Source organism: Marinobacter gudaonensis (genome assembly GCF_900115175.1).
GTDB classification, from domain to species: Bacteria; Pseudomonadota; Gammaproteobacteria; order Pseudomonadales; family Oleiphilaceae; genus Marinobacter; species Marinobacter gudaonensis.
The window spans coordinates 1,837,062-1,860,531 of the sequence record NZ_FOYV01000001.1 but is presented as its reverse complement, the minus strand read 5'-3'; the positions used below and the strand labels follow the sequence as shown (position 1 = coordinate 1,860,531).

Genomic DNA, 23,470 nt, shown 5'->3' with positions numbered 1-23,470 from the left:
CGCGCGTCTGAATTCAGTGTGATTGTGCGGAGGGTTGCCCGGGCCATGAGGCATTGGCCCGGGCGGGGCAGGTGATCAGTTATTCAGAACGCTTGCCAGACGCTCCCGAGCGGAGTCGTTCAGCCAGCTTGACCACTCATCGCGGTTGTTGGTCAGGAAGTAGACCGCGGCCTCTTCGCCAGAGGCGTTGTTCTGGTCCATCCAGGCCAGGATCGAGCTCATGGTGGAGGTCTGGAAGGTCAGCTTGCTGAGCATCTCGGCCACTTCCGGCTCACGCTCCTTGAAATCAGAGGTGACAGAAGTCAGCACGGTGGCGGCGGGGAAGTCAGACACACCGGGATTGTCCACGTCGGGGGTCTGGTTCTTCTGGTGCACCTTGGGCTTGATCTCACCGAGATCGACCCTGGTCATGTCGTATTTGCCCAGCGGTACGGTCGGGCCCCAGTAGTAGCCGAACCAGGGCTCCTCGTTCTGTACCGCAGACGCCATGGAGGATGCCAGGGTCTCGCCGGAGCCATGGTTGAACACTTCAATGCCGGACTCTTCCAGGTCCAGAGCACGAACCAGGTTATCGCTGACCACGCGACAGCCCCAGCCGTCCGGGCAGTTGTTGAAGCGACCGCCAACGAGCTCGGGGTTGGCCATCACGCCCTCAATGGTTTTGAGTTCTGGGTGTTTCTCGGCCAGGTAGGTCGGAATCCACCAGCCTTCAACACCGCCCGGATCAAGCACCTTGCCGAGACGCTCGACCTTGCCCTGTTCTTCCAGGCGCAGGTAGGCCTCGCCGGCGGAGTTCAGCCAAAGCTCGGTGACGATATCCGGCTCTCCGTTTTCGGCGACCGACGTTACCGCAGGCACGGTATCGGAGGGCACGATGGTGACGTCGCAGCCATAGCCCTGCTCCATGATGAAGGTGGCAACGTTGGTGACCACCGTATTGGACGCCCAGCCCATTTCGGTGATGGACACCTCGCCGCAGTCAGCCTGGGCGACGGCGGGAATGGATAAGGCGCAAAGCATTGCAGCGGACGTGAGCTTTCGCATGGTCACTTCTCCTTTTTCAGGGTTTGTGATTCTTTGAGAATGGGTCTGGTGGTTGCGTCGGGCCGGGGGCCGGCGCCAGTTTACACACCGTTGCCGGTGTAACTTCCAGTACAGAGGAGCCGCAGTCCGTAAGGACCGGGATAACAGCCGTTTTCAGCGTGCTGTTGAGGTCAGGCAAAACAGAAGTCTCGGTTAATGCTTATTCTTTAGGATAACGAACCTCAGCTCAGTTACAAGGGTGTAACGAAAATCCGTCTGGTTTGCGGACAGGTTGGCTGCTGGTACCGTCAACAATTTGTAGCAATTGCCCGCTACCCTGAGGCGTCCCTGTACCGGAGATGCCGATGACCGAATTGCGCGACCTGACACCCCACACCGCTATTGCCCGTGAACAGGCTTGCCGGGATGGTCGCCAGCGGCGGCTGTTGCGCACCTTCCTGCCGGAGCTGGTGAGCCTGGAGAGGCTGCTGGCGGAAGCGCCGGCGCTGGTGACCACCGATCTGGTTGCGCGAGTGGCGCTCAAGGAGCTGTCGCTGCCGATCTACCGGGCCGATATCGGGTCAACCCGGCCGGATGCACCGGTGGTGCTGGTGGTTGGCGGAGTGCACGGGCTTGAGCGTATCGGTAGCCAGGTGGTGATGGCCTGGCTGCGGTCGCTGCTGGCGCGGGTGACCTGGGATCAGCACCTGGCACAGCTGCTGCAAACCGTTCGGATTACCCTGCTGCCGATTCTCAATCCCGGCGGCATGTACCTGAACCAGCGCAGCAACCCCAACGGGGTGGACCTGATGCGTAACGCGCCCATTACCGCTCAGGACCGCAGCGCTTTCCTGCTTGGTGGACAGCGCCTGTCGCCCCGGCTGCCCTGGTACACGGGCGACCCGGAGCAGGGTATGGAAACCGAAAACCGGGCCCTGGAAACGGTGATCCGCGAACTGCTGCCCGGTCGTCCGTTCAGTGTCGCCCTTGATTGCCACTCGGGCTTCGGCTGGCAGGACCAGATCTGGTTTCCTTACGCCTATCGCCGTCGACCCATGCGCCGGATCGCCTCGGTGATGGCGCTGAAACTGATCTGGGAACAGGCCTACCCGAACCACAATTACCGGTTCGAACCCCAGTCGCGCCACTACCTCACCCACGGGGACCTCTGGGATTATTTCTACAAGCAGGTAAACCGGGAGAACGCCGGTGTGTTCCTGCCGCTGACCCTTGAGATGGGATCCTGGCGCTGGATCCGGAAACGACCCCGGCAACTGCTGCGTCTGGATGGTCTGTTCAATCCCCTGGTGCCGCACCGGCACCAGCGGGTGCTGCGCAGCCACCTCACCTGGATGGATTTCCTGGTGAATGCAGCGGCCAGCCACGAGAACTGGTTGCCGGCTCACGAGGAGGAGTCCATGCTGAGGGAAGCGGCCATCATGCACTGGTACCGGGACACCCAATAAGCCCGCGGTGGCGTGGCAACCCGACAGGACGAACCTATGCACTGGATTCTGTTGCGCGGATTGACGCGGGAACAGGCCCACTGGGGGGACTTCCCCGCACGCCTTAAGGACGCGTTTCCGGGGCACCAGTTTCATGCAGTGGACCTGCCCGGTACCGGTGTCCACTTCCGTGAGGACAGTCCGGACACCATCGCCGGGATCCGGCAGCGGGTTATCCGGCAGGTCGACCACATTCCCCGGCCATTCAGCCTGCTGGCACTCTCCATGGGTGGGATGGTCGCCATGGACTGGGCCCAGCAGGCCATCGAGGGTGAGATCCAGAATCTGGTACTGATCAATACCAGTTCTGGCTTCAGCCCCCCCTGGCAGCGCATGCGCCCCGGTGCCTGGCCCCGGATTCTCCGGCTACTGGCTCGACGGGAACTGTTTGACCGTGAGCGGGATATCCTACGGCTCACCTCCAACCGAGAGGTGACCCTGGAACTGGCCAAACGGTGGTACAGCACCCAGCGCCAGCGACCGGTCAGTGCGCGGAATGCACTGAACCAGCTCTCCGCGGCCGCCCGTTTCCGTCCTGCTGAAAAACGCCCGCTTCCGGATGCCCTGCTGCTGGCCAGCCGGGGTGACCGGATTGCGCACTGGCGTTGCAGTGCGGCCCTGGAGCAGCGCTGGCAGTGGACCCTCAAGTTGCATCCGGATGCTGGCCATGACCTGCCGCTGGACGACCCTGAATGGGTCATCAGCCGAATGCATCAGTGGCTGACCCGGTAATCCCGGTTGCTTGACGCAACCGTTCTTTCCGGTCAGTCTTCTGTCCTTGAACCGCCAACGCCGCTGAATAAAGGAACGGAGCCAACAACAATGAAAATCTTCGAAACCAGAACCGCCCCGAATCCCCGTCGAGTACGCATGTTCATGGCCGAGAAAGGCCTGCTGGACAAGGCCGAGTTCATCGAGATCGACCTGCAGAAGGGCGAGAACCTGACCCCTGAATATGCTGCCCGCAACCCGATGAAGAAAGTCCCGGTGATGGAACTGGACGACGGTACCTGCATCGCCGAAACCATGGCGATCTGCCGCTACTTCGAAGAAAGCTACCCGGACACACCCAGCTTGCTGGGGGACACCCCGCTGGAAAAGGCACAGCTGGAACAGTGGCTGCGCTGGATCGAATACTATTTCTTCATGCCCACCGGCATGTGCTTCCAGCACACGACCGGCTACTTCAAGGACCGCATGAACCCGATCAAGGAATGGGGCGAGGAGTGCGGCAAGAACGTCGAGAAGTTCATGCATTTCCTCAACAAGCAACTGGAAGGTAAGGAATACATCTGCTGCGACCGCTTCACCGCCGCCGACATCAACGCCTTCACCACGGTGGCCTTTGCCCGGGTGGTGGGTATCCGCATCCAGCCTGAGCAGACCAACCTGCAGGCCTGGTACGACCGCATCAAGGAACGTCCCTCGGCCCAGGCCTGAGCCCCGGCCGGTTCCGGAACCAGAAGAGAGACCCAATGACCACCACGGATTCAAGACTCGAGTGTGCGCTGGCCGCGATCGACATGGCAAATAAGGCCGATCCCAACCAGGAGTCATTCGGCGGAGAGCACCTGCCCAAGGAATACGCCTACAGCCTGCATATGACACGCTGGCTGTTCGAGCTTGAATCCGCGCCCTCCGAGCGCATGCAGATCGCTTGCCGGGCCCAGCACATTGAGCGCTGGACCTTGCCTCGTAGCGACTACCCGGAAGGCCGGAAAGCCTATTATCAATGGCGCCAGGCCTGCGGCCGGATGCACGGCAAGCGGGCCGCGGAGATCATGGCCGGCTGCGGCTACCCGCAGGAGGAGTGCGACAGGGTAGAGACCATCCTGACCAAGCGGGAGCTGCGCAAGGACGCCGACACCCAGTTGCTGGAAGACGTGGCCTGCATGGTGTTCCTGGAGAAGTACTTCGCGGATTTTTACGAGGAAAAGGCGGACTACGACCGCGACAAATGGCTGCGCATCGTGCGCCGCACCTGGGGCAAGATGTCGCCCCGTGGGCACGAGGCCGCCCTGAAACTGGCGGAGGGGATGCCGGCGCACCTTCTGGAACTTTTGCAGGAGGCTTTAGCTGAACCTGGGGCCTGATTGGAGTATGCAAGTCGGCGGGTAGAGCTTTCCAAAATACGCTGTGAATACCTCCCTGTACGCTCGGCTCCGCCATCCATGGCTCCGCACGATTTTGGAAAGCTCCACCCGCCGACTCGCCCCATCTGATGGAGTCAGGCTGCGGGGAAAAACAGTTCCCGTAATTTTGAACCAGGCTCTTCTGCTCGCATAAACGATTCCCCCACAAGGAAACCGTAAATCCCGCGAGCAGTCATCGCTTCTACATCGCTGCGCGTCATGATGCCGCTCTCGGTGATGGTCAGCCGGTCCTGTGAAATCCGCTCGTGCAGGTCAAACGTGGTGTCCAGGGACACTTCGAAGGTGTGCAGATTGCGGTTGTTGATGCCCACCAGAGGCGTCGTCAGCGTCAACGCATCGTCCAGCTCCTCACCGTCGTGCACCTCCACCAACACATCCAGCCCAATCTCGTGGGCAATGCCTTCCAGCTCCTGCATCTGGTCTTTGGTCAGACAGGCAGCAATCAGCAGGATGCAGTCGGCGCCAATGGCCCGGCTTTCGTAGACCTGGTAGGGGGCGACCATGAAGTCCTTGCGGATCACCGGGAGACTGCAGGCATTGCGGGCGGCCACCAGATAGTCCTCGTGGCCCTGGAAGAAGTCGTGATCGGTGAGCACGGACAGACAGGCCGCGCCGCCGTTTTCATAGCTCTCGGCGATCACTGCCGGTTCGAAAGGATCCCGCAAAATACCTTTGCTGGGTGAGGCTTTCTTGATCTCCGCGATAACCGCAGGTGTTTGTTGCTCAATGCGCTGCCGCATGGCGTTGGCAAACCCCCGGGCCTGCGGCTGGTCCCCCGCCATGGCTTTCAGGTCTGCAATGGAAACCTTCTGTTTCCGCTCGTCAATCTCTTCCCACTTTCGATCGACAATCTTGCGTAGGATTGTCGGTGTTTTATCCAAATGTCGTTCAGTCATTAGCGGCCTGCAAGTAGTTAGCGAGAGCCGGTGGGGCAGGGCTTTCCAAAACTGTCGTCAGCCATGGATGGCTGACGCCAAGCCCTACAGGGACGTATTCACGGGCGTGTTTTGGAAAGCCCTGCCCCACCGGGTCGTCCTGCCGAAATCCGGCAGGCTTATCCGATCAAAAGCACTGAGAAAAGTCAGCCAGCTCCGACATCTTGCCGGCGGCGAGACCAGAGCCCATGGCATCCAGGGCCAGCTCCACACCCTCTTTCGGCGTCTTGGCCAGACCCGCCACGTAAATCGCGGCGCCGGCATTCAGGGCAATCAGGTCCCGGGCCTTTTCGGCCATTTCATCGTGGCCACGACCGAACGCAGCCTTGATCAGTTTCAGGGAATCCTCGGCGGTATCGACAGTTAGACCAACCAGCGACTGGCTCTTGATGCCCAGATCTTCGGGGGTGATGTCGTATTCGGTCACCTTGCCGTCCTTGAGTTCCGCCACATGGGTGGCGCTGGCCAGGCTGATTTCGTCCAGGCCATCCTTTGAGTGCACCACCATAATGTGTTCGGCGCCGAGCCGGTAAAGCACTTCGGCCATGGGCCGGCAAAGCTCCTTGGTGAACACACCGATCAGCTGGCGTTTTACCCCCGCCGGATTGGTCATCGGGCCCAGAATGTTGAAAATGGTCCTGCAGCCCAGCTCCTTGCGGGGGCCAATGGCGTGCTTCATGGCGCCATGATGGGCGGGGGCGAACATGAAGCCGACACCGATTTCCTCAACGCAACGGGCCACTTCCTCCGGCTTCATGCTCAGGTTGATACCCAGCTTCTCGAGCAGGTCGGCGCTGCCGCTCTTGGACGACACCGCCCGGTTGCCGTGTTTGGCGACAAAACCGCCGGCGGCCGCCACTACGAACGACGCGGCCGACGACACGTTGAACAGGTTGGCGCCGTCACCGCCGGTGCCCACGATGTCGATGAGCGGCTCAGCCTTCACCGTTACCCCGGTGGCCAGCTCGCGCATGACTTCGGTGGCGCCAGTAATTTCATCAATGGTTTCGCTCTTCAGGCGCAACCCCATGAGAAACGCGCCTATCTGGGCGTCGGTGGCCTCGCCGTTCATGACGATGCGCATCACATCCTTCATTTCCTCCCGGGACAGGTCCAGGTTGGAGGCAATGCGGTTGAGAGCTTCTTTCATGTCCATGTGTCGGCCTCTTAGTGTGTTCTCAGAAAGTTGCGCAGCAGCTCGTGGCCCTGTTCCGTCATAATAGACTCTGGATGGAACTGCACGCCCTCGATGGGCAGGGTCTTGTGGCGAACGCCCATGATTTCCTCAATGGACCCGTCGTCATTGCGGGTCCAGGCGGTCACTTCCAGGCAGTCGGGCAGGGTGGTCTTGTCGATCACCAGGCTGTGGTAGCGGGTGGCCTGCAGCGGGTTGCTCAGGCCCCGGAACACGCCGGTGTCCTTGTGGAATACCGGGGAGACCTTGCCGTGCATCACCCGACCGGCGCGGATGATGTCACCACCGTAGACCTGCCCGATGGCCTGATGACCCAGACAGATTCCGAGGATGGGCAGCTTGCCGGCGAAGTGCCGGATGGCTGCCATGGAAATGCCGGCTTCGTTGGGGGTGCAGGGGCCCGGAGAAATCACCAGCCGCTCTGGATTCAGGGCTTCAATCTGCTCAATGGTGATTTCGTCGTTCCGGTAAACCTGCACATTGGCGCCCAGCTCGGCCAGGTACTGCACCACGTTGTAGGTGAAGGAATCGTAGTTATCGATCATCAGCAACATAATCCGTTCCTCCGCCTCAGTGGTCGAAATCGTTGTAGGTCATGGCCACCGCCCGGAAAATGGCGCGGCCCTTGTTCATGGTTTCCTTCCACTCGAGGCGGGGCACCGAATCGGCCACCACGCCGGCGCCAGCCTGGATATGCAGGGTGTTGTCCTTGATTACGGCGGTGCGGATGGCGATAGCCGTGTCCATGTTGCCGTTGAACGACAGGTAACCCACGGCGCCGCCGTAGACGCCGCGCTTTACCGGCTCCAGCTCGTCGATGATCTCCATGGCCCGGATCTTGGGGGCACCACTGAGGGTGCCGGCCGGCAGAGTGGCGCGCAGCACGTCCAGGCAGCTGGTGTTGTCTTTCAGGCGGCCGGTGACGTTGGAGACGATATGCATCACGTGGGAGTAGCGCTCCACGATCATCTTGTCGGTCAGGCGCACGGTGCCTGTCTCAGAGACCCGTCCGGCATCGTTACGGCCCAGGTCGATCAGCATCAGGTGCTCGGCAATTTCCTTCGGGTCGGCCAGCAGTTCCGCTTCCAGGGCCTTGTCCTCGGCATCGGTGGCGCCGCGCTTGCGGGTGCCGGCGATGGGCCGCACGGTAACCTCTTCGTCTTCCACCCGGGCCAGGATTTCCGGGGAGGAACCCACGATGTGGAAGTCCCCCAGATCCAGGAAATACATGTAGGGCGACGGGTTCAGTACCCGCAGTGATCGGTACAGGTTCAGTGGTGGCGCCTCGAAGGGAATCGACATGCGCTGGGAAATCACGGTCTGCATCACGTCACCGTCCAGCACGTAGCCCTTGATCTTGTCTACGGCGGCCTCGAATTTGTCCTGGCTGAAACCGGAGACAAAATCGCTCTCGTCGACGACGTTTCCACGCAGGTGTTCCGGCGTGCGCGGGGCATCGGCGGTCTGGCGGTGCAGTCGGCCCTCCAGTTCATCGATGCGGATCTGGGCCTTGTCGAACGCGCCGTCCACGGCGGGGTCGGCGTGGACGATCAGGTGCAGCTTGCCACGCAGGTTATCGAACACCACGATCTCGTTGGACACCATCAGCAGGATGTCCGGCGTGCCGATTTTGTCTGGCGGGCAGCTCTGGCGCAGGCGCTTCTCGATGTAGCGCACGGTGTCGTAGCCGAAGTAACCCACCAGGCCGCCATTGAACCGGGGCAGTTCGTCCAGGTCCGGCGCGTGAAAGCGCTTCTGATAGGCCTCGACAAAGGCCAGCGGGTCGTCCACGTCTTCGGCTTCCACGATCTCGCCGCCGCGGCTGATTTCAACCCGGTGGTCAAAGACCTTCAGAACTTCCTGGCTGGGCAGACCGATGATGGAATAGCGGCCCCATTTCTCGCCGCCCTGCACGGATTCGAACAGGTAGGAGTAGGGCCCGCTGGCGAGTTTCAGATAGGTGCTCAGAGGCGTGTCGAGGTCGGCCAGCACCTCGCGGTGCACGGGGATGCGATTAAAGCCGGCCTCGGCGAGCTCGGCGAATTGCTCGGGTGTCATGGTACGGATTCCTGAACTCTGATCTGCATTGTGGACGCAAGCCTGCGCCTGCATCGGGTGCGAGGCTCAGCGGACAAACGCCACCGGGCCTCCGGGCTTATTCAGCCGGTGCGCCATCGCCACCATCGAGTTGCGCGGGTGGTCAGGATGCCTCGCGCTGCAGTCAGATTCAGTCCCTGCACGGCAGGAATCTCCCGTAATGAAGTGCTCAATGTAAGTTCCTTGTGAGATTACAAAAGCTCGGCCAGCGAATCAACAACTGCATCGGCCCCCAGGGTATCCACGGAGGGCCCGTAGTTATAGCCATAACGAACGGCCACGCAAGGGATGCCGGCGGCCCGGGCGGCGTTAATATCCGCCGCCGAGTCGCCCACCATCACCGTGGTACCCCGGGTCCCCCCGAGTTTCTCCATGGCGTGAACCAGCGGCGCCGGGTCCGGCTTCTTCACTGGCAGGGTATCGCCGCCCACGCTCAGATCAAACCAGTGCGCCAGGTTCATCTGCTTGAGCAGCGGGGCCACAAACTGCTCCGGCTTGTTGGTCACGATACCCAGTCGGCAACCCTGATTCTTCAGATGAGTCAGGCAGGCCTCAACGCCGGCGTAGACCACCGAGTGCCGGCCATTGATGGTGCCGTAGGCGTGATAGAAGATCGCCAGGGCATCCTTGAACAGGGCGTCGTCTTTCGGTCGGGCCGGCTCCCAGTCCACCTGGCCAGCCAGGGCACGGCGCACCAGGACACTGGCGCCGTTGCCAACCCACTGCCGCACCCGTTCGAGCCCTGCTGGCGAGCGTCCCAGGTGCTCCAGCATCTGATCAACTGCCGCGGCCAGGTCCGGCGCGCTGTCCACCAGGGTGCCGTCCAGGTCGAACAGGGCAACACCGGGCCAGCGCGGGCTGAACAGCCCCGCCAGGCTCATTGGCTGATCACCGTGCGTGCTTGCTCGAGCTCCTCGCGCATGGCGTCGATGGTGGCCCTGTAATCGTCCGCATTGAAGATGGCGGAGCCGGCCACAAAGGTGTCGGCGCCGGCTTCGGCGATCTCGCGGATATTGTCGGTTTTCACGCCGCCGTCGATCTCCAGTCGGATGTTGTAGTTGCTGGCGTCGATGCGCTTGCGGGCCTCCCGGAGCTTGTCCAGGGTGCCCGGAATGAACTTCTGGCCACCGAAACCCGGGTTCACCGACATCAGCAGCACCATGTCCAGCTTGTCCATCACATGGTCCATGTAGTGCAGCGGTGTGGCCGGATTGAACACCAGACCGGCCTTGCAGCCACCGTCCCGGATAAGCTGCAGGGAGCGATCAATGTGGTTGGTTGCCTCCGGATGGAAGGTGATGTAGCTGGCACCGGCGTCGATAAACATACGGATCAGGTCGTCCACCGGAGACACCATCAGGTGTACATCAATGGGGGCGGTCACGCCATGCTTGCGCAGAGCCTCGCAGACCATGGGGCCAATGGTGAGATTGGGCACATAATGATTGTCCATTACATCGAAGTGCACGATGTCCGCGCCAGCGGCCAGCACGTTGTCGACTTCCTCGCCAAGGCGGGCGAAATCGGCGGACAGGATGGATGGGGCAATCAGGTAAGGGTTCATGACAGCTCTCTCGCAACAATGGACGATTGGGGATAAAGGCGCGTGGCCCGGTCAGCGGTCCCTGCCGCAATTTCACAATGGCTGCTAGTCTAACAGCTCAATCGGCTTTTTTCGCAGGGGAAGGGTAAGCATCTGTGCAGACGATAAGGAATCGGGTAGGGGGCAGGATGGCAGCCAGGTCGATGATCCTGTTGTGGATTCTGGCCTTGCCGCTGTCGGCCCAGGAAGCGAAGGTCGAGAGCGATACCGCGCCGGCAGTGAGTAGCCCCGCGAATCGGTCTCTGCTCTGGACCGGTTCGGGCGAACAGGCCCTGAGCCAGACCTTTCCGGAGTCGTCGATCTGGCTTGAGCTGGAGAACGAGGGGCGTGCGCTTGCCCTGTTTTATCCGGAGGACCGTACCCCGGCCCTCGGCGCTGTGGTTGTGCTCGCCGACACCGGCGAGACCGCCGCCTCCGGTATTACCAGGGCTCTGGCGCGAGGCCTGACCGCCAGAGGCTGGGCGGTGATGAGCCTTGGGCTTGAGGCGCCTTCCCCGGTGCTGCAGCAAATACTGACGCGGTCACCGACGCCGTCCGAGGAAGAGGCCGGTTCTTCAGAATCGTCGTCGACCCAGTCCGTGATGATCGACGTCATGGCCTCAGAGAAGGCAGAAGGTCTGGAAGAGCAATATCGAGGCCGCATCAGCCAGGCACTGTCTGCTGCGGTGGCTGAACTGGGGACCAGAGGGTACGACGCTCCGGCAATGCTGGGTATTGGTCAGGCAGCGGGACACGTGGCCAATCATGCCCTTGAGACCAATGAGGTGTCGGCGCTGATCTGGGTGGCACCCCGATTCTATCCCGCTGACCGGCAGGCCCTGCCCGAACGGCTGGAAGGGTTGGAGTCGAGGATGCTGGAGCTCTACCCGTCCGGGGGCGTGAGCGAGGCCTCGGACCCGGAGCAGACCATCGGGCTGGCCTTGCGCAGGGCCGGCGTGGCCACCGTGGACCGGCAACCGGTGCCCTGGCTGAGCCCGCCGCTTGAGGCCCTCGGCGACTCGGTGGCCAGCCGGGTGTCGGCCTGGCTGCAATCGAGGTAAATCCGGCCCCAAGCAGTCGCGCTCAGCGCGGGCTATGGTGACGCTTTATCAACTCCCAGGCCTGTTGATAGTGCAGCAGGCGCTCCTTGGCCAAAGTCTGCTCACTGGCACTGATTTGCTGCTGCGCCAGTTTGTCCGGGTGGCATTCGGACACTTTTTTCCGGTAAGCCCGTTTGATGATCTCCAGGGAATCCCGCCGGGTCACTCCGAGAATTTCGCAGGCCTGCTGGTAACTGGTAGGGCGGGCCAGGTTCTTGCTTTGGCGCGCCCAGACCTTGCTTGCGTAACTGTCGAAGATCTCCTCGGTAACCCCGACAGGCAGGCCGATCTGATCGATGGCGTCTTCGCAGCGGTACCGCCGGGGTTTGGCCGGGCGGCCATGAAGCTGGCTGGCGTGGCAGAGACAGATGGCGGTTTTCAGGGCGGGGGCCGGCCAGAGTCGGCGGGAGAGTCGAAGGGCCAGGCCCCGGATGAAGGGCAGCCGGTCGGCGGACTTGCCCTGCTGGAACCAGCCAATGGCTCGCCGACGCTGGCGCCGGGACAGCTTCATGGCCTTGATCAGCGACTCGGCGTGGCCAATATCGGCTTCGGTCACGCGCCCGTCGGCTTTGGCGATATAGCCCAGGAAAAAGAACAGCGGCCGCCGGCACCAGCCGGGTAGGCGCGCCCGTTCGATCAGAGCCGGCGCCTGGTGGCCGCAGGCGGAGAGCTCCTGCATCAGGCTCGAGAACTCGGCTTCCATGCGAGCCGGCAGAACGGAGCGAGTGTCAGTGCTGGCCATGGTGGTCGTGTGTCCTGCCGTCCAGTTGTCGATCCAGGGCATGCAGCCGCTCTGGCGTGCCGACATCCACCCATTGCCCCGGGTGGTACAGGCCTCGCACCCGCTTCCGTGCCATGGCCCTGCGCAGCACCGGGCCGAGTTTGCCGGCCTGATCGCTCAGGCCATCAAACAGCCGGCGATTCAGCAGGCTGATACCGGTGAAGGTGTGCCGGTCATGGTCGTCGCCGGTCAGCAGACCTTCCGCATTGAGATGGAAATCGCCAGACGGATGGTGCGGGGGATTGTCAGTGAGCACCAGCACGGCGTCGGTATTGACGGGCGGGTTCCCCGCCAACCGCACCAGCGTCGAGAGGTCGAAGTCGCACCAGATGTCCCCGTTGATCACCAGAAACCAGTCGCAGCCGGGGTAAGCAAGCATGGGCAGGGCCCGTACAATGCCTCCGGCGGTCTCCAGAGGCTCGCCTTCCCGGGAATACTGTATTGAAACGCCGAATGGTTGGCCGCTGCCCAGGGTTTCCTCAATCTGGTCACCGAGCCAGGCATGGTTGATGACCACGTCCTGAATCCCCGCATCGTGCAGTCGCTCCAGATGATAGGCAATCAATGGTCTGCCGCCGGCTTTCAGCAGCGGTTTCGGGGTGCTCAGGGTCAGTGGCCGCATGCGTTCACCCTTGCCGGCGGCGAGGATCATCGCTTTCACGAGTCGGACCGCTCCCGGTCGGGCGCCTTGCCAATACTGGCCTCGATGCGGGGCATCACGGTCTCGCTCAGCCATTCATGGAAATGCCGGAGGGCTGGTTGCCGACTGCTGGCAACCATCAGGTATTGCACCGTACGGGGAATGTCATTCAGGTAGCCGTGTTTGCCGTCACGGATGGAAAGCCGGGCGAAAATGCCCGCCGCCTTGAGGTGGCGTTGCATGCCCATCAGCTCGAACCACTGCCGGAAGGTGTCGGGATCGGCCCGGTGCAGGCCGGCTTCGAGGCTCTTCTTGCGGTAGTACTCGAGCCATTCGCAAATCCGCTGCTCCGGCCACTGGATGTAGCAGTCTTTCAGCAGCGAGACCAGATCGTAGGTGACCGGCCCGGTGACCGCGTCCTGGAAATCAATGACGCCGGGCCGCTGCTGATCCGGGCGAACCAGCAGGTTGCGAGAGTGGTAATCCCGGTGCACCGTCACTTCAGGCTGGGCCAGCGCACTTTCCCGGAGTATCGCGAACGTGGTGTCCAGCAGCGCGCGATCGCTGTTGTCCAGGCTCATGCCCAGCTGTCGCTCCAGAAGCCAGTCCGGAAACAGCGCCATTTCGCGCTCCAGCAGCGTGGCATCATAAGGTGGCAGCGGGTGATCCGGTGGGGATGGTTGGCCGGCAATCAGCAGCAACTCGTCCATGGCCGCCCGGTACAGGGCATCCGCCGAGTGGTCCTTGAGCTGTCCCAGCATCAGCCGGTCACCGAAATCCTCAAGCAGCAGGAATCCCTGGGCGAGATCAGTCTGGAGGATCCCGGGCACGGACACACCCTTGCGATGCCAGTGCCGGGCAATAGCTACGAACGGCTCGCAGTCCTCATGCTCCGGAGGCGCGTCCATAACGATATGGGGGATACGTTGCCCGGCCTCCTGCCAGACCCGAAAGTAACGCCGGAAGCTGGCGTCGCCGGAAACAGGCTCGGCCTGGCAGTGTTCGAATCCGGGAAACTGTCTGACCCAACGGGTCAGCATCTGCAGGCGGGTGTCCATAGCTTGGGGTTCGATCCTGTGAAGAGAGCGATCCTGTGGGTGAATGTACTGGCACGCACAGCGAAAGTTAGCAGAGGAGTATAAAGAGGGTAAAACAGTTTTGCAGCGGAGTTTCCGTTAACAACCCTGCAGGGCACGTGTAAACTAGGCCGCTGTTAATAAGCCCGTCGTCACAGTCACCCGGAACAGGATCCTGCCACCGTGCCACGCCCCCTATACCCACTGCAATCGCCGAATCGTCGGTGGCAGAGCCGGTACGGCCGTTGGTTGCTGGTGGGTACCCTGGGTGTTTCTGGCAGCGGTCACGCCCAGACGCCACCGTCCGCGGCCGAGATTGACTGGCGGCCAAGGGCCGAGTTGCCGGAAGCGGTACGCGCCGGTCTGCCAGTGTTCTGTGAAGGCGGCTACCTGCCCTCTGGTGCGGGCGAGACGCAGGTCGATTTGTTGCCGGGCGTTGCGGACAGCGAGCAGCCACTGCATGCCAGCGGCCTGAATGCCCGCTACGAAATTGATCAGGAGCTGTTCCTCGAGGGCGACGTGCGGCTGCGACAGGGCGGCTTCCGGGTTTCCGGTAGCCAGGCCCGCTACAACCAGGCCGAGGGCGCGGTGTCGGTGCAGGGCCCACTGGTCAGTCGGGGCGAGGGGTTTCTGCTCACCGGCGATACCGCCGATTACGACGTCGACAGTGGCCAACTGGACATCAACACGGCGACCTTCCTCCTGCACGGTCCGGAAATGCGTGGTAGAGCTGACCGGTTATCCCGAATCAGCGAGCAGCAGGTGGTGATCGAGGAGGGACTGATTACCACCTGTGCCCCCGGGCAGAACGATTGGGCGGTTGTGGCCTCGGAGATCCGGCTGGATCGGGCCGAGGGGTTCGGTACGGCCAAACACCTGCGGCTGGAAGTGCTCGACGTGCCGGTGTTCTACTGGCCCTGGGCCAGCTTTCCCATCGACGACCGGCGCAAGACCGGTTTTCTCTATCCCCAGTTTGGCTCCTCCAGTGCCGGCAGCGGTGCCTTCATTGCGGTGCCCTATTACCTGAATCTGGCACCTCACTATGACGCGACCCTCACGCCCCAGTACATCCACGGCCGGGGCCTGTTCAATGAGGCGGAGGGCCGTTACCTGAGCAGTCTGGGAGAGACCACGCTGCAGCTGGGCTACATCGGCAACGACAGCGAGTTCGAGCAGGAGAACCCCGGCGAATCGGGCGAGCGCTGGGCGCTGGACGCCACTACCCGCGCCGAGTTTGGCAGCGGCTGGCGCGGGTACGGAGACTTCTCCGTGGTGAGCGACGAAGATTACCTGAGCGACCTGAACCGTAGCCTCGAGATCAACCAGGCCACTCACCTGCAGCGCCGCGGCGGGGTGACCTACCGTAGCGACCAGCAGTACGTGGACGCCTACCTCAATGACTACCAGACCATCAGCGACCGGATTTCCAACGCCAACCGGCCCTATGCACAGCTGCCGGAGGTGATCTACGCTGGCGAGGCCCAGGCCGGTGTGGTGGAGGCCAACCTGGAAACCCAGTACACCCATTTCTACCGGGACAACGAAGGACTCACCGGCCTGGACCGCGCCAACGGTCAGCGCCTGAGGGCGCGGCCGGAACTGGCGTTGCCGATGCGGGCACTGTGGGGCTTCAGTCGCCCCTCCATGACCCTGGATTACACCCGCTACGAGCTGGAGGATTACACGCTGGGGGATGGCAGCCTTGATCGGACCGTGCCGGTGGCGGAGTGGGACAACGGCCTTTATTTCGATCGCCAGGGCAGCCTGTTCGATGTGCCCTACAACCAGACCCTCGAGCCACGGCTTTACTATGCCTGGGCCGATGCCGAGGCTGACCAGAACGATATCCCGGATTTTGACACCGGCCTGCAGACCTTCCGGTTTGACCAACTGTTCCGGCCGGACCGGTTTACCGGGGGCGACCGGGTGGGCGACGCCAACCAGTTGACCGTCGCCGTGACCAGCCGTTTCAATGATCTGCTGACAGGAGCAGAGCGGGCCCGGTTCAGCATTGGTCAGGTCCAGTATTTCGACGACCGGGAGGTTACCCTGTTTGGCCAGGGTGCCAGTACCCGTAGCCGGTCACCGCTGGCCGGTGAGGTGGTGCTCAATCCGCTGGAGAACCTGGAAATCCGCTCCTCGGGGCTGTGGGATCCGGACACCGGAAACACCGAAGAGGGCCGTAGCCAGCTGGTGTTCCACACCGACGATTACCGCTACCTGGCGTCACTCGGACACACCTACAGCCGCAATGAGCTTGAGCAGTCCGACATTGCCACGGTGTTTCCGGTCACGGAAAGTGTCAGCCTGATCGGCCGCTGGGTCTACGACTCGAACCTGGATCGTACGGTGGGGTCTCTGGCAGGACTTGAATACAATAACTGTTGCTGGAGTGTTCAGGTGGTGCATCAGAACTACCTGACTGATGATCGGCAACTGGAAGGGCGGATCCTGTTCCAGGTTCAGTTGAAGGGCCTGGGCGGAAGCGATGGGGCTTCCTCCAGTATCTCCCAGGCTATTTACGGTTTTGATGAGCGTGAACGGCGCCGTTTTGGAACTCCCTGATCGAATCCGGGACTAAGGCCCCCACGACGCCGGGAAAGCTCACATTCAATCTGCAGAGGTGATTATGAAGGCGACTCTTCGCCAGGGTGTACATGTGTTACTGGTTCTCCTTGCCGCTCTGGCACCGCTGTCGGTTCAGGCCGAGCGAAAACTGCTCGATCAGGTGGTGGCCATCGTGGACGAGAGCGTCATTCTGCAAAGTGAGCTGGAAGCCCGCATTGGCACCATCACCAGCCGCCTGCAGGCTCAGGGCACCGGTTTGCCGCCCAGGCAGATCCTGGAGCAGCGGGTGCTGGACCAGCTGATCACCGAATCGATCCAGATGCAGATGGCCGAGCGGGCCGGCATGCGCATCAGCGACAACGAACTGAACGAAACCATGGCCAACATTGCCGAGAGTAATGGCATGAGCCTGGCGGAATTCGAGAACCAGCTGGCCGCCGAGGGCGTGACCTACAACCAGGCCCGGGAGCAGATTCGCAAGGAAATGCTCACTAACCGCGTGCAGCAGCGACAGGTGGGTAACCGGGTAAGAGTGACCGATCGGGAAGTGCAGAATTACCTCGACAGCCTGGAGGCCCGTGGCGGTAACAGTGCCCAGTATCGACTGGCGTACATCCTGGTGAGCGTTGACGACCCCAGTGATGAGGCGCAGGTGGATGCGGCCCGGGAGAAGGCGGAACGTCTTCGCAGCCAGATTGTGCAAGGCCGGGACTTCCGGGAAGTCGCGGTGGCCGAATCGGATGCCAGCAATGCCCTGGAGGGCGGTGACATGGGCTGGCGGGACGAAGGCCAGTTGCCTTCCCTGGTAGCACCGATCGTACCGGAGCTGGCGGTCGGCGAGCCTTCCCCTGTGCTGGAGAACAACAGCGGTTTTCACCTGGTGATGGTGATGGACAAGCGCGGTGGTGAGCGCCAGCAAATGATCCAGCAGCATCGCGTGCGCCACATTCTGATTCGGCCCTCCGAGGCGGTGACCGACGCCCAGGCGGAAACCCGGATCCGCGAGCTGTATCAGCAACTGCAGGACGGTGCCAGCTTCAGTGCCCTGGCCCGCGAGTATTCCGACGATCCTGTTTCCGGCTCCGATGGCGGTAACCTGGGCTGGGTCAGCCCGGGGCAGATGGTGCCGGCCTTTGAGGAGGCGATGCTGGCCGCTGACGTGGGCGAATTCCGCGGACCGTTCCGCTCCCAGTTTGGCTGGCACATTCTCCAGGTGGAGGAGCGCCGGACCCGTGATATCAGTGCCGAGGTGCGCGAATCAGAGGCGCGTCAGGCGATTTACCGTCGTAAGTTTGAAACCGAATTGCAGAACTGGCTCCGTGAGATCCGGGACGAGGCGTTTATCGAATTCAAGGGCGAATACGCCAACGACAGCGACTCCTCAGAGGAGCCGGTTTCCTGATGCGTTGGCGCCGGGAGTCTGTCAATGAATAACTCCATAGTGTTGGCCCTGACCGCCGGCGAGCCCGGCGGTATCGGCCCCGAGCTCTGTCTTCAACTGGCCGGAGAAGAACGCTCGACGGGTGTCGTGGTGGTGGCCAGCCAGGCGATGCTGGCGGAGCGGGCCCGTCAGGTCGGGCTGACGGTATCGCTGCATCCCTGGCAACCGGGACAGCCGCCGCGGCTTGCGGCCGGAGAGTTGTCGGTGCTGCCGGTGGATGGCTGTTTCAGTCATGTGCCCGGACAGCTCGAGCCCCGTAACAGCGCCTATGTTCTGCAGACCCTGGAAGTTGCCGCCAGAGGCTGCCTGAATGGGGATTTCGACGGGATGGTCACGGCGCCAGTGCACAAGGGCGTGATCAACGACGCAGGCATTGCCTTCAGCGGCCACACCGAGTTCCTGCAGGAGCTCTGTGGCGTGGAACGGGTGGTCATGATGTTGGCCACCGACGAACTGCGGGTGGCGCTGGTGACCACCCACTTGCCCCTGAAAGACGTATCCGCGGCAGTGACCTCGGAGCGGCTCACTCAGGTTGCCCGAATCCTCGATGCCGACCTGAAACGCTTCTTTGGCATTGCTCAGCCACGCATTCTGGTGGCAGGCCTGAATCCCCATGCCGGGGAGGGCGGCCACCTGGGCCGGGAGGAGATCGAGGTTATTGAGCCCACCCTCGAGCGGCTGAGGGCCGAAGGCCTGAGGCTGACCGGTCCCTTGCCGGCCGATACCCTGTTTACGCCGCACTGGCTCGATCAGGCCGACGCGGCCCTGGCGATGTATCATGACCAGGGTCTGCCGGTACTCAAGTTTCAGGGTTTTGGTCGGGCGGTGAACATCACGCTGGGTCTGCCGATCGTTCGGACCTCGGTGGATCACGGTACCGCTCTTGATCTGGCCGGCACCGGACGCGCCGACGCTGGCAGCCTGCACACGGCCATCCGGGTCGGGGCGCACATGGCCCGCTGCCGTCAATTCGCCAACCAAGAGACGTCTTCGTGAGTAATAAAGCCGGCCACCAGGCCCGAAAGCGGTTCGGTCAGAACTTCCTGCACGATCCGGGCGTGATCGAGCGCATCGTTCGCTCCATCAATCCCCGTCCGGACGATGCCATCGTGGAGATCGGTCCGGGCCTGGGTGCACTGACAGAGGAAATCCTGGCGGTGAATCCACGCTTGCAGGTGGTTGAACTGGACCGGGACCTGATCCCGGTACTGCGAACCAAGTTCTTCAACTATCCGGAGTTCAGAATTCACGAGGCCGACGCCCTGAAGTTTGACTTCAGCCAGCTGGTGACCGACCGGCCCCTGCGCATCATCGGCAACCTGCCCTACAATATCTCTACGCCGTTGATCTTCCACCTTCTGGGGCAGGCCGGGGTGGTGCAGGACATGCACTTCATGCTGCAGAAGGAAGTGGTGCAGCGCCTGGCCGCGGTGCCAGGTGATAACAACTATGGTCGCCTGGGTATCATGGCCCAGTACTTCTGCAGGGTTCAGCCGCTGTTCGAGGTGGGGCCGGGCGCCTTCCGGCCGGCCCCGAAAGTGGATTCGGCCATCGTGAGACTGGTGCCCCACGCCACGCTGCCGCATCCGGCCAAGGATCTGTCGATCCTGCAGTCGGTGGTAAGGACGGCGTTCAACGCCCGCCGGAAAACCCTGCGCAAGGCGCTCGGTGGTCTGGTGTCTGTGGCCCAGCTCCAGAGCCTAGGCATCGACGATGGCCTGCGCCCGGAGAACCTGGCTCTGGCCGACTACGTGGCTATTGCCGACCTGCTGGCGGACGATAAAAGCACAGCCAAACCGGCAAACGAGGTAAGTGATGACTGACTACGCCATTGGCGATATTCAGGGCTGTTACGAACGCCTGCGGGAAGTGCTGGCCAAGGTGGATTTCTCGCCTTCCCGGGACAGGCTGTGGGTCGCCGGTGACCTGATCAACCGGGGGCCGTCGTCCCTGGAAACCCTGCGCTACGTCGAGAGCCTTGGTAATTCGGCGGTGGTGGTGCTGGGCAATCACGATCTGCACCTGTTGGCAGTAACGCTTGGGGGCCACGAGCCCCGTAGCAAGGACACCCTGAGAGAGATCCTGGACGCGCCTGATCATGACCGCCTGGTGCACTGGCTGCGACACCAGCATCTGTGTGTCCACGACCCGGACCGGAACCTGGTGATGGCCCACGCCGGCCTACCCCATATCTGGTCGGTCGGCCAGGCCCTCGAATGCTCGCGGGAGGTGGAAGCCGTCATCCGGGGTGGTGACGCCCGGGAGTATTTCACCCATATGTACGGCAACGAGCCGGAGCGCTGGGACGACGGCCTCTCGGGCATCGGGCGCTGGCGGGTGATCACCAACTACTTTACCCGGATGCGTTTTATCGCTGCCGATGGCACGCTGGAGCTGGCCACCAAAGAGTCGGCTGGCAACGCGCCTGAGGGTTTCCAACCCTGGTTCAGCTTTCCCCGCAAAGACGATGTGCGGGTGGTGTTCGGTCATTGGGCCTCCCTGGAAGGGCGCACTGGCAGCGACCGGTTCGTCGGCCTGGACACCGGTTGCGTGTGGGGTGGCGCCCTCACCATGATGAACCTGGACTCGGGAGAGAAGATCCACTGTGACTGCTGAGCCCGTACAACACAGCGATGCTCGTGTGCCCGGAATACCCGTGGTGCTGGGCGGGAGCCTGGCGCTGCTTGCTGTGATGGCCGGCGCCTTCGGAGCCCATGCCCTGCGCAGCCTGGTCAGTGAGCGCGGGCTTGAAGTTTTCCAGACCGCCGTCACATATCAGTTATATCACTCCCTGGCGTTGGTGCTGGTGGCCGTCCTGGCCGGACAGGGCCTGTCGGCAAAACTGCTCGGTTGGGCATCGGGCTTTTTCCTGGCCGGCATCCTGCTGTTCAGCGGCAGCCTGTACCTGCTGGTATTGACCGATATTCGCTGGATTGGCCCGATCACGCCCCTGGGCGGCACCTGCTTCATGGTGGGCTGGGCATTAGTAATTGCCGCCGGTTTACGCCGGGGGCGATGAGCAAGATTGAGGTGAGAACACATGATGCAGGTTCAGGTAAATGGCGATGCGATGGAGCTCCCTGCAGGGGCAACCGTTGCCACGCTGATTGAAAAAATGGCCCTTGCGGGCAAGAGGCTGGCAGTCGAGGTTAACGAAGACATCGTGCCCCGCAGCCAGCACCTGGAATTTACACTGAGCGATGGCGACCGGGTAGAAGTCGTTCACGCCATCGGTGGCGGCTGAACACACAGGTTGGCCACCTACTCACCCGTTGCAGCGGTTTTCATTCTCCCGAATCCCGACGATCCAGGAACACTATGACAGACGCACCTGAAACAAAGCTCCCCGAAGACAAACCCCTCGAAATAGCAGGGCGTATCTACAAATCCCGCCTGCTGGTGGGCACCGGCAAGTACCGTGACATGATGGAAACCGGCCACGCGATCGAAGCCAGTGGCGCCGAAATCGTGACCGTGGCGGTGCGCCGTACCAACCTCGGTCAGAACCCGGATGAGCCCAACCTGCTGGACGTCATTTCTCCGGATAGCTACACCATCCTGCCCAACACCGCAGGCTGTTATACCGCCAAGGATGCTGTGCGCACCTGCAAACTGGCTCGTGAGCTCCTCGATGGCCACGATCTGGTAAAGCTTGAGGTGCTGGGGGAGGAGAAAACCCTCTACCCGAACATGACCGAAACCCTGGTGGCCGCAGAGGAGCTGATCAAGGACGGTTTCAAAGTGATGGTTTACTGCTCGGATGACCCCTTGCTGGCCAAGCGCCTGGAGGAGATGGGCTGCGTGGCCATCATGCCCCTGGGTGCGCCCATCGGTTCGGGCCTGGGCATCCAGAACCGCTATAACATCCGGCTGATTGTCGAGAACGCCAGCGTTCCGGTACTCGTGGACGCAGGTGTTGGCACCGCGTCTGACGCCACCATTGCCATGGAGCTGGGTTGTGACGGCGTTCTGATGAACACCGCCATCGCCCAGGCCAAGGATCCGATCCGTATGGCCAACGCCATGCGCCTGGCCATCGAGGCCGGTCGCGAGTCCTACCTGGCGGGCCGTATGCCCAAGAAACTCTACGCCAGCGCCTCATCACCCATTGATGGCACCTTCTTCTGATCTCGGGCACAATCCGGACTATTAATAACCGAGGGCCGGCATAAACGACCGGCCCCGACAACGATAAAACAGAGCGCTGCTGTCCTGCCATGACTGACCAGAAACCCAGTCGCCGCGAGGCGATTCTCCATGCCCTTGTGGAACTCCTGGAGACGGATCCGGGAGCTCGCATTACCACCGCCGGCCTTGCGAAATCCGTCGGGGTGACGGAGGCGGCCCTGTACCGCCATTTTCCCAGCAAGCGGAAAATGTTCGAGGCCCTGATCGAGTTTGCGGAAGAGGCCGTGTTCTCCCGTTGTCAGGTGATCCTGCAGGAGCAGGACGATGTGCGCGTGCGTCTGCAGCAGCTGGTGCATCTGGTGCTGGTTTTCGCCGAACGCAACCCGGGGCTGTGCTGCGTACTGACTGGCGATGCCCTGATGGGCGAGGACGAAACCCTGCGCCGGCGGGCGTCACAGTTTTTTGAGCGCCTGGAAACCCAGGTGCGGCAGATCCTCAAGGAAGGCGAAATCCGCCAGGGGCTACGGCCCCGGACCACTTCGGCGCGGGGGGCGGATTTTGTGCTGGTGTTCGTGGAGGGGCGGGTTCAGAGGTTTGTCCGGTCCTCTTTCTCGCGGGTGCCTTCGACCGACTTTGACGAGAGTTGGGGGTTGGTTTCCGAAGGAGTCTGGGGCTGAGCTTGGAGTTGGTCCTCTTTGTCGTAGCCTGATGGTTCCGGTGTTGGGCGAGGGCAGGAAGGGCCTTCCCGAAACCGCTACGAGCACCCCTGCGGGGTCCAGTCAGCAATCACAGATTGCTGCCGTTCGTCTGTCGCATGAAGCTTCGCTTCATAAACGCTCCGCCTCACCCATGTGCGCTTGACGTCGGCCATCCTTGGCCGACGACATTTCGGGAAGGCCCTTCCTGCCCCCGCCTTTCTGGCCTATCAATATCTCTCCTTAAAAACTAACCATTTCTGCTGGGCCGGCGCTGCAAACTGTAGTTTGGATTAGGTGAAGCCGTAATCCGACAAGACGCTCTGAGCATACTTCAGTAAGTCGGATTACGATGTCGTGTAATCCGACCTACAGAATTTTCTTTAATAGATTTGCGATATCACCGCAGCTCAGTCGGCAGTGGATGGGAACCTTCTTCACGGAATGTCGCCGGCCAAGGATGGCCGGCGTCAAGCGCACATGGATGTGCTCGTAGCGGTTCCGGGAAGAAGGTTCCCATCCTCTGCCCGCCTCAGAGCTATCAGGCTACG

Annotated in this window: 24 protein-coding genes; 14 read left to right on the top strand and 10 right to left on the bottom strand. The window is 62.0% G+C overall.

Annotation, left to right across the window (positions count from 1 at the left end):
• Positions 1-75: 75 nt before the first annotated feature.
• Positions 76-1,044, bottom strand: a complete 969-nt coding sequence (locus tag BM344_RS08540) for an ABC transporter substrate-binding protein (RefSeq protein WP_091988283.1) — start codon at positions 1,042-1,044, stop codon at positions 76-78.
• 344 nt (positions 1,045-1,388) lie between these two features.
• Here BM344_RS08540 and BM344_RS08535 point away from each other — a divergent pair, with 344 nt between their 5' ends.
• The 4 genes from BM344_RS08535 to BM344_RS08520 all read left to right on the top strand — a co-directional run bounded on the left by BM344_RS08535 (position 1,389) and on the right by BM344_RS08520 (position 4,621).
• Positions 1,389-2,489, top strand: coding sequence for a M14 family zinc carboxypeptidase (locus BM344_RS08535; protein ID WP_091988281.1), 1,101 nt, complete (start codon positions 1,389-1,391; stop codon positions 2,487-2,489).
• A 36-nt stretch (positions 2,490-2,525) separates the two neighbouring features.
• Positions 2,526-3,260 carry an alpha/beta fold hydrolase gene (locus tag BM344_RS08530; RefSeq protein ID WP_091988278.1) on the top strand — a complete coding sequence of 245 codons (735 nt, stop codon included), beginning with the start codon at positions 2,526-2,528 and terminating at the stop codon, positions 3,258-3,260.
• A 90-nt stretch (positions 3,261-3,350) separates the two neighbouring features.
• Complete coding sequence (locus tag BM344_RS08525) at positions 3,351-3,968, top strand: glutathione S-transferase family protein (protein ID WP_091988275.1); 618 nt, start codon at positions 3,351-3,353, stop codon at positions 3,966-3,968.
• Between the two features lie 35 nt (positions 3,969-4,003).
• Positions 4,004-4,621, top strand: a complete 618-nt coding sequence (locus BM344_RS08520; RefSeq protein WP_091988272.1) for a DUF4202 domain-containing protein — start codon at positions 4,004-4,006, stop codon at positions 4,619-4,621.
• A gap of 134 nt (positions 4,622-4,755) precedes the next feature.
• On the opposite strand, the gene trpC is transcribed toward BM344_RS08520, so the two are convergent.
• From trpC to rpe, 6 genes are all read right to left on the bottom strand, one after another.
• A complete protein-coding gene (trpC, locus tag BM344_RS08515; RefSeq protein WP_091988269.1) occupies positions 4,756-5,577 on the bottom strand; it encodes an indole-3-glycerol phosphate synthase TrpC in 822 nt (273 codons plus the stop codon).
• A 166-nt stretch (positions 5,578-5,743) separates the two neighbouring features.
• Positions 5,744-6,772: an anthranilate phosphoribosyltransferase gene (gene trpD / locus BM344_RS08510; RefSeq protein WP_091988266.1), complete on the bottom strand. Its 1,029-nt coding sequence runs from the start codon at positions 6,770-6,772 to the stop codon at positions 5,744-5,746.
• Between the two features lie 11 nt (positions 6,773-6,783).
• Positions 6,784-7,365 carry an aminodeoxychorismate/anthranilate synthase component II gene (locus BM344_RS08505; protein ID WP_091988264.1) on the bottom strand — a complete coding sequence of 194 codons (582 nt, stop codon included), beginning with the start codon at positions 7,363-7,365 and terminating at the stop codon, positions 6,784-6,786.
• A 16-nt stretch (positions 7,366-7,381) separates the two neighbouring features.
• Complete coding sequence (gene trpE, locus BM344_RS08500; RefSeq protein ID WP_091988261.1) at positions 7,382-8,869, bottom strand: anthranilate synthase component I; 1,488 nt, start codon at positions 8,867-8,869, stop codon at positions 7,382-7,384.
• A 230-nt stretch (positions 8,870-9,099) separates the two neighbouring features.
• Positions 9,100-9,789 (bottom strand): phosphoglycolate phosphatase, encoded by a 690-nt coding sequence (locus tag BM344_RS08495; protein ID WP_091988258.1) that lies wholly within the window; start codon positions 9,787-9,789, stop codon positions 9,100-9,102.
• On the bottom strand, positions 9,786-10,472 hold the full coding sequence (rpe, locus tag BM344_RS08490) for a ribulose-phosphate 3-epimerase (RefSeq protein WP_091988256.1): 687 nt from the start codon (positions 10,470-10,472) through the stop codon (positions 9,786-9,788). The genes BM344_RS08495 and rpe overlap by 4 nt, the downstream gene beginning before the upstream one ends.
• A gap of 167 nt (positions 10,473-10,639) precedes the next feature.
• On the opposite strand from rpe, the gene BM344_RS08485 reads away from it, so the two are divergent.
• Positions 10,640-11,551, top strand: coding sequence for a DUF3530 family protein (locus BM344_RS08485; RefSeq protein ID WP_091988253.1), 912 nt, complete (start codon positions 10,640-10,642; stop codon positions 11,549-11,551).
• A 22-nt stretch (positions 11,552-11,573) separates the two neighbouring features.
• On the opposite strand, the gene BM344_RS08480 is transcribed toward BM344_RS08485, so the two are convergent.
• The 3 genes from BM344_RS08480 to BM344_RS08470 are packed head-to-tail and all read right to left on the bottom strand — an operon-like array spanning position 11,574 to position 14,069.
• A complete protein-coding gene (locus tag BM344_RS08480) occupies positions 11,574-12,332 on the bottom strand; it encodes a DnaJ domain-containing protein (RefSeq protein ID WP_228143579.1) in 759 nt (252 codons plus the stop codon).
• Positions 12,319-13,032: an N-acetylmuramate alpha-1-phosphate uridylyltransferase MurU gene (murU, locus tag BM344_RS08475; protein ID WP_091988250.1), complete on the bottom strand. Its 714-nt coding sequence runs from the start codon at positions 13,030-13,032 to the stop codon at positions 12,319-12,321. The genes BM344_RS08480 and murU overlap by 14 nt, the downstream gene beginning before the upstream one ends.
• Positions 13,029-14,069, bottom strand: a complete 1,041-nt coding sequence (locus BM344_RS08470; RefSeq protein ID WP_091988248.1) for an aminoglycoside phosphotransferase family protein — start codon at positions 14,067-14,069, stop codon at positions 13,029-13,031. Before BM344_RS08470 ends, murU begins: the two co-directional genes overlap by 4 nt.
• Before the next feature lie 273 nt (positions 14,070-14,342).
• On the opposite strand from BM344_RS08470, the gene BM344_RS08465 reads away from it, so the two are divergent.
• The 9 genes from BM344_RS08465 to slmA all read left to right on the top strand — a co-directional run bounded on the left by BM344_RS08465 (position 14,343) and on the right by slmA (position 22,901).
• Positions 14,343-16,652, top strand: a complete 2,310-nt coding sequence (locus BM344_RS08465; protein ID WP_228143635.1) for an LPS-assembly protein LptD — start codon at positions 14,343-14,345, stop codon at positions 16,650-16,652.
• A gap of 64 nt (positions 16,653-16,716) precedes the next feature.
• Entirely contained in the window at positions 16,717-18,057 is a 1,341-nt protein-coding gene (locus BM344_RS08460) for a peptidylprolyl isomerase (RefSeq protein ID WP_091988242.1), read from the top strand.
• A gap of 24 nt (positions 18,058-18,081) precedes the next feature.
• Positions 18,082-19,092 carry a 4-hydroxythreonine-4-phosphate dehydrogenase PdxA gene (gene pdxA, locus BM344_RS08455; protein WP_091988238.1) on the top strand — a complete coding sequence of 337 codons (1,011 nt, stop codon included), beginning with the start codon at positions 18,082-18,084 and terminating at the stop codon, positions 19,090-19,092.
• The gene (gene rsmA, locus BM344_RS08450; protein ID WP_091988235.1) at positions 19,089-19,919 is read left to right on the top strand and encodes a 16S rRNA (adenine(1518)-N(6)/adenine(1519)-N(6))-dimethyltransferase RsmA; all 831 of its coding nucleotides are present in this window, start codon (positions 19,089-19,091) and stop codon (positions 19,917-19,919) included. The genes pdxA and rsmA overlap by 4 nt, the downstream gene beginning before the upstream one ends.
• Positions 19,912-20,712, top strand: a complete 801-nt coding sequence (locus BM344_RS08445; protein WP_091988232.1) for a symmetrical bis(5'-nucleosyl)-tetraphosphatase — start codon at positions 19,912-19,914, stop codon at positions 20,710-20,712. The genes rsmA and BM344_RS08445 overlap by 8 nt, the downstream gene beginning before the upstream one ends.
• 76 nt (positions 20,713-20,788) lie before the next feature.
• Positions 20,789-21,115, top strand: coding sequence for a DUF423 domain-containing protein (locus tag BM344_RS08440; RefSeq protein ID WP_208603422.1), 327 nt, complete (start codon positions 20,789-20,791; stop codon positions 21,113-21,115).
• 24 nt (positions 21,116-21,139) lie between these two features.
• Complete coding sequence (gene thiS, locus BM344_RS08435) at positions 21,140-21,340, top strand: sulfur carrier protein ThiS (RefSeq protein WP_091990932.1); 201 nt, start codon at positions 21,140-21,142, stop codon at positions 21,338-21,340.
• Between the two features lie 74 nt (positions 21,341-21,414).
• Entirely contained in the window at positions 21,415-22,224 is an 810-nt protein-coding gene (locus tag BM344_RS08430) for a thiazole synthase (RefSeq protein ID WP_091988229.1), read from the top strand.
• Between the two features lie 89 nt (positions 22,225-22,313).
• Positions 22,314-22,901 carry a nucleoid occlusion factor SlmA gene (slmA, locus tag BM344_RS08425; RefSeq protein WP_091988227.1) on the top strand — a complete coding sequence of 196 codons (588 nt, stop codon included), beginning with the start codon at positions 22,314-22,316 and terminating at the stop codon, positions 22,899-22,901.
• The last annotated feature ends 569 nt before the right edge of the window (positions 22,902-23,470 follow it).

Excerpts from the sequence above, each read along its gene's own strand:
- BM344_RS08540 (WP_091988283.1), bottom strand. The coding sequence starts at position 1,044 with ATGCGAAAGCTCACGTCCGCTGCAATGCTTTGCGCCTTATCCATTCCC.
- BM344_RS08535 (WP_091988281.1), top strand. The coding sequence starts at position 1,389 with ATGACCGAATTGCGCGACCTGACACCCCACACCGCTATTGCCCGTGAA.
- BM344_RS08530 (WP_091988278.1), top strand. The coding sequence starts at position 2,526 with ATGCACTGGATTCTGTTGCGCGGATTGACGCGGGAACAGGCCCACTGG.
- BM344_RS08525 (WP_091988275.1), top strand. The coding sequence starts at position 3,351 with ATGAAAATCTTCGAAACCAGAACCGCCCCGAATCCCCGTCGAGTACGC.
- BM344_RS08520 (WP_091988272.1), top strand. The coding sequence starts at position 4,004 with ATGACCACCACGGATTCAAGACTCGAGTGTGCGCTGGCCGCGATCGAC.
- trpC (WP_091988269.1), bottom strand. The coding sequence starts at position 5,577 with ATGACTGAACGACATTTGGATAAAACACCGACAATCCTACGCAAGATT.
- trpD (WP_091988266.1), bottom strand. The coding sequence starts at position 6,772 with ATGGACATGAAAGAAGCTCTCAACCGCATTGCCTCCAACCTGGACCTG.
- BM344_RS08505 (WP_091988264.1), bottom strand. The coding sequence starts at position 7,365 with ATGTTGCTGATGATCGATAACTACGATTCCTTCACCTACAACGTGGTG.
- trpE (WP_091988261.1), bottom strand. The coding sequence starts at position 8,869 with ATGACACCCGAGCAATTCGCCGAGCTCGCCGAGGCCGGCTTTAATCGC.
- BM344_RS08495 (WP_091988258.1), bottom strand. The coding sequence starts at position 9,789 with ATGAGCCTGGCGGGGCTGTTCAGCCCGCGCTGGCCCGGTGTTGCCCTG.
- rpe (WP_091988256.1), bottom strand. The coding sequence starts at position 10,472 with ATGAACCCTTACCTGATTGCCCCATCCATCCTGTCCGCCGATTTCGCC.
- BM344_RS08485 (WP_091988253.1), top strand. The coding sequence starts at position 10,640 with ATGGCAGCCAGGTCGATGATCCTGTTGTGGATTCTGGCCTTGCCGCTG.
- BM344_RS08480 (WP_228143579.1), bottom strand. The coding sequence starts at position 12,332 with ATGGCCAGCACTGACACTCGCTCCGTTCTGCCGGCTCGCATGGAAGCC.
- BM344_RS08470 (WP_091988248.1), bottom strand. The coding sequence starts at position 14,069 with ATGGACACCCGCCTGCAGATGCTGACCCGTTGGGTCAGACAGTTTCCC.
- BM344_RS08460 (WP_091988242.1), top strand. The coding sequence starts at position 16,717 with ATGAAGGCGACTCTTCGCCAGGGTGTACATGTGTTACTGGTTCTCCTT.
- pdxA (WP_091988238.1), top strand. The coding sequence starts at position 18,082 with ATGAATAACTCCATAGTGTTGGCCCTGACCGCCGGCGAGCCCGGCGGT.
- BM344_RS08445 (WP_091988232.1), top strand. The coding sequence starts at position 19,912 with ATGACTGACTACGCCATTGGCGATATTCAGGGCTGTTACGAACGCCTG.
- BM344_RS08440 (WP_208603422.1), top strand. The coding sequence starts at position 20,789 with ATGGCCGGCGCCTTCGGAGCCCATGCCCTGCGCAGCCTGGTCAGTGAG.
- thiS (WP_091990932.1), top strand. The coding sequence starts at position 21,140 with ATGCAGGTTCAGGTAAATGGCGATGCGATGGAGCTCCCTGCAGGGGCA.
- BM344_RS08430 (WP_091988229.1), top strand. The coding sequence starts at position 21,415 with ATGACAGACGCACCTGAAACAAAGCTCCCCGAAGACAAACCCCTCGAA.
- slmA (WP_091988227.1), top strand. The coding sequence starts at position 22,314 with ATGACTGACCAGAAACCCAGTCGCCGCGAGGCGATTCTCCATGCCCTT.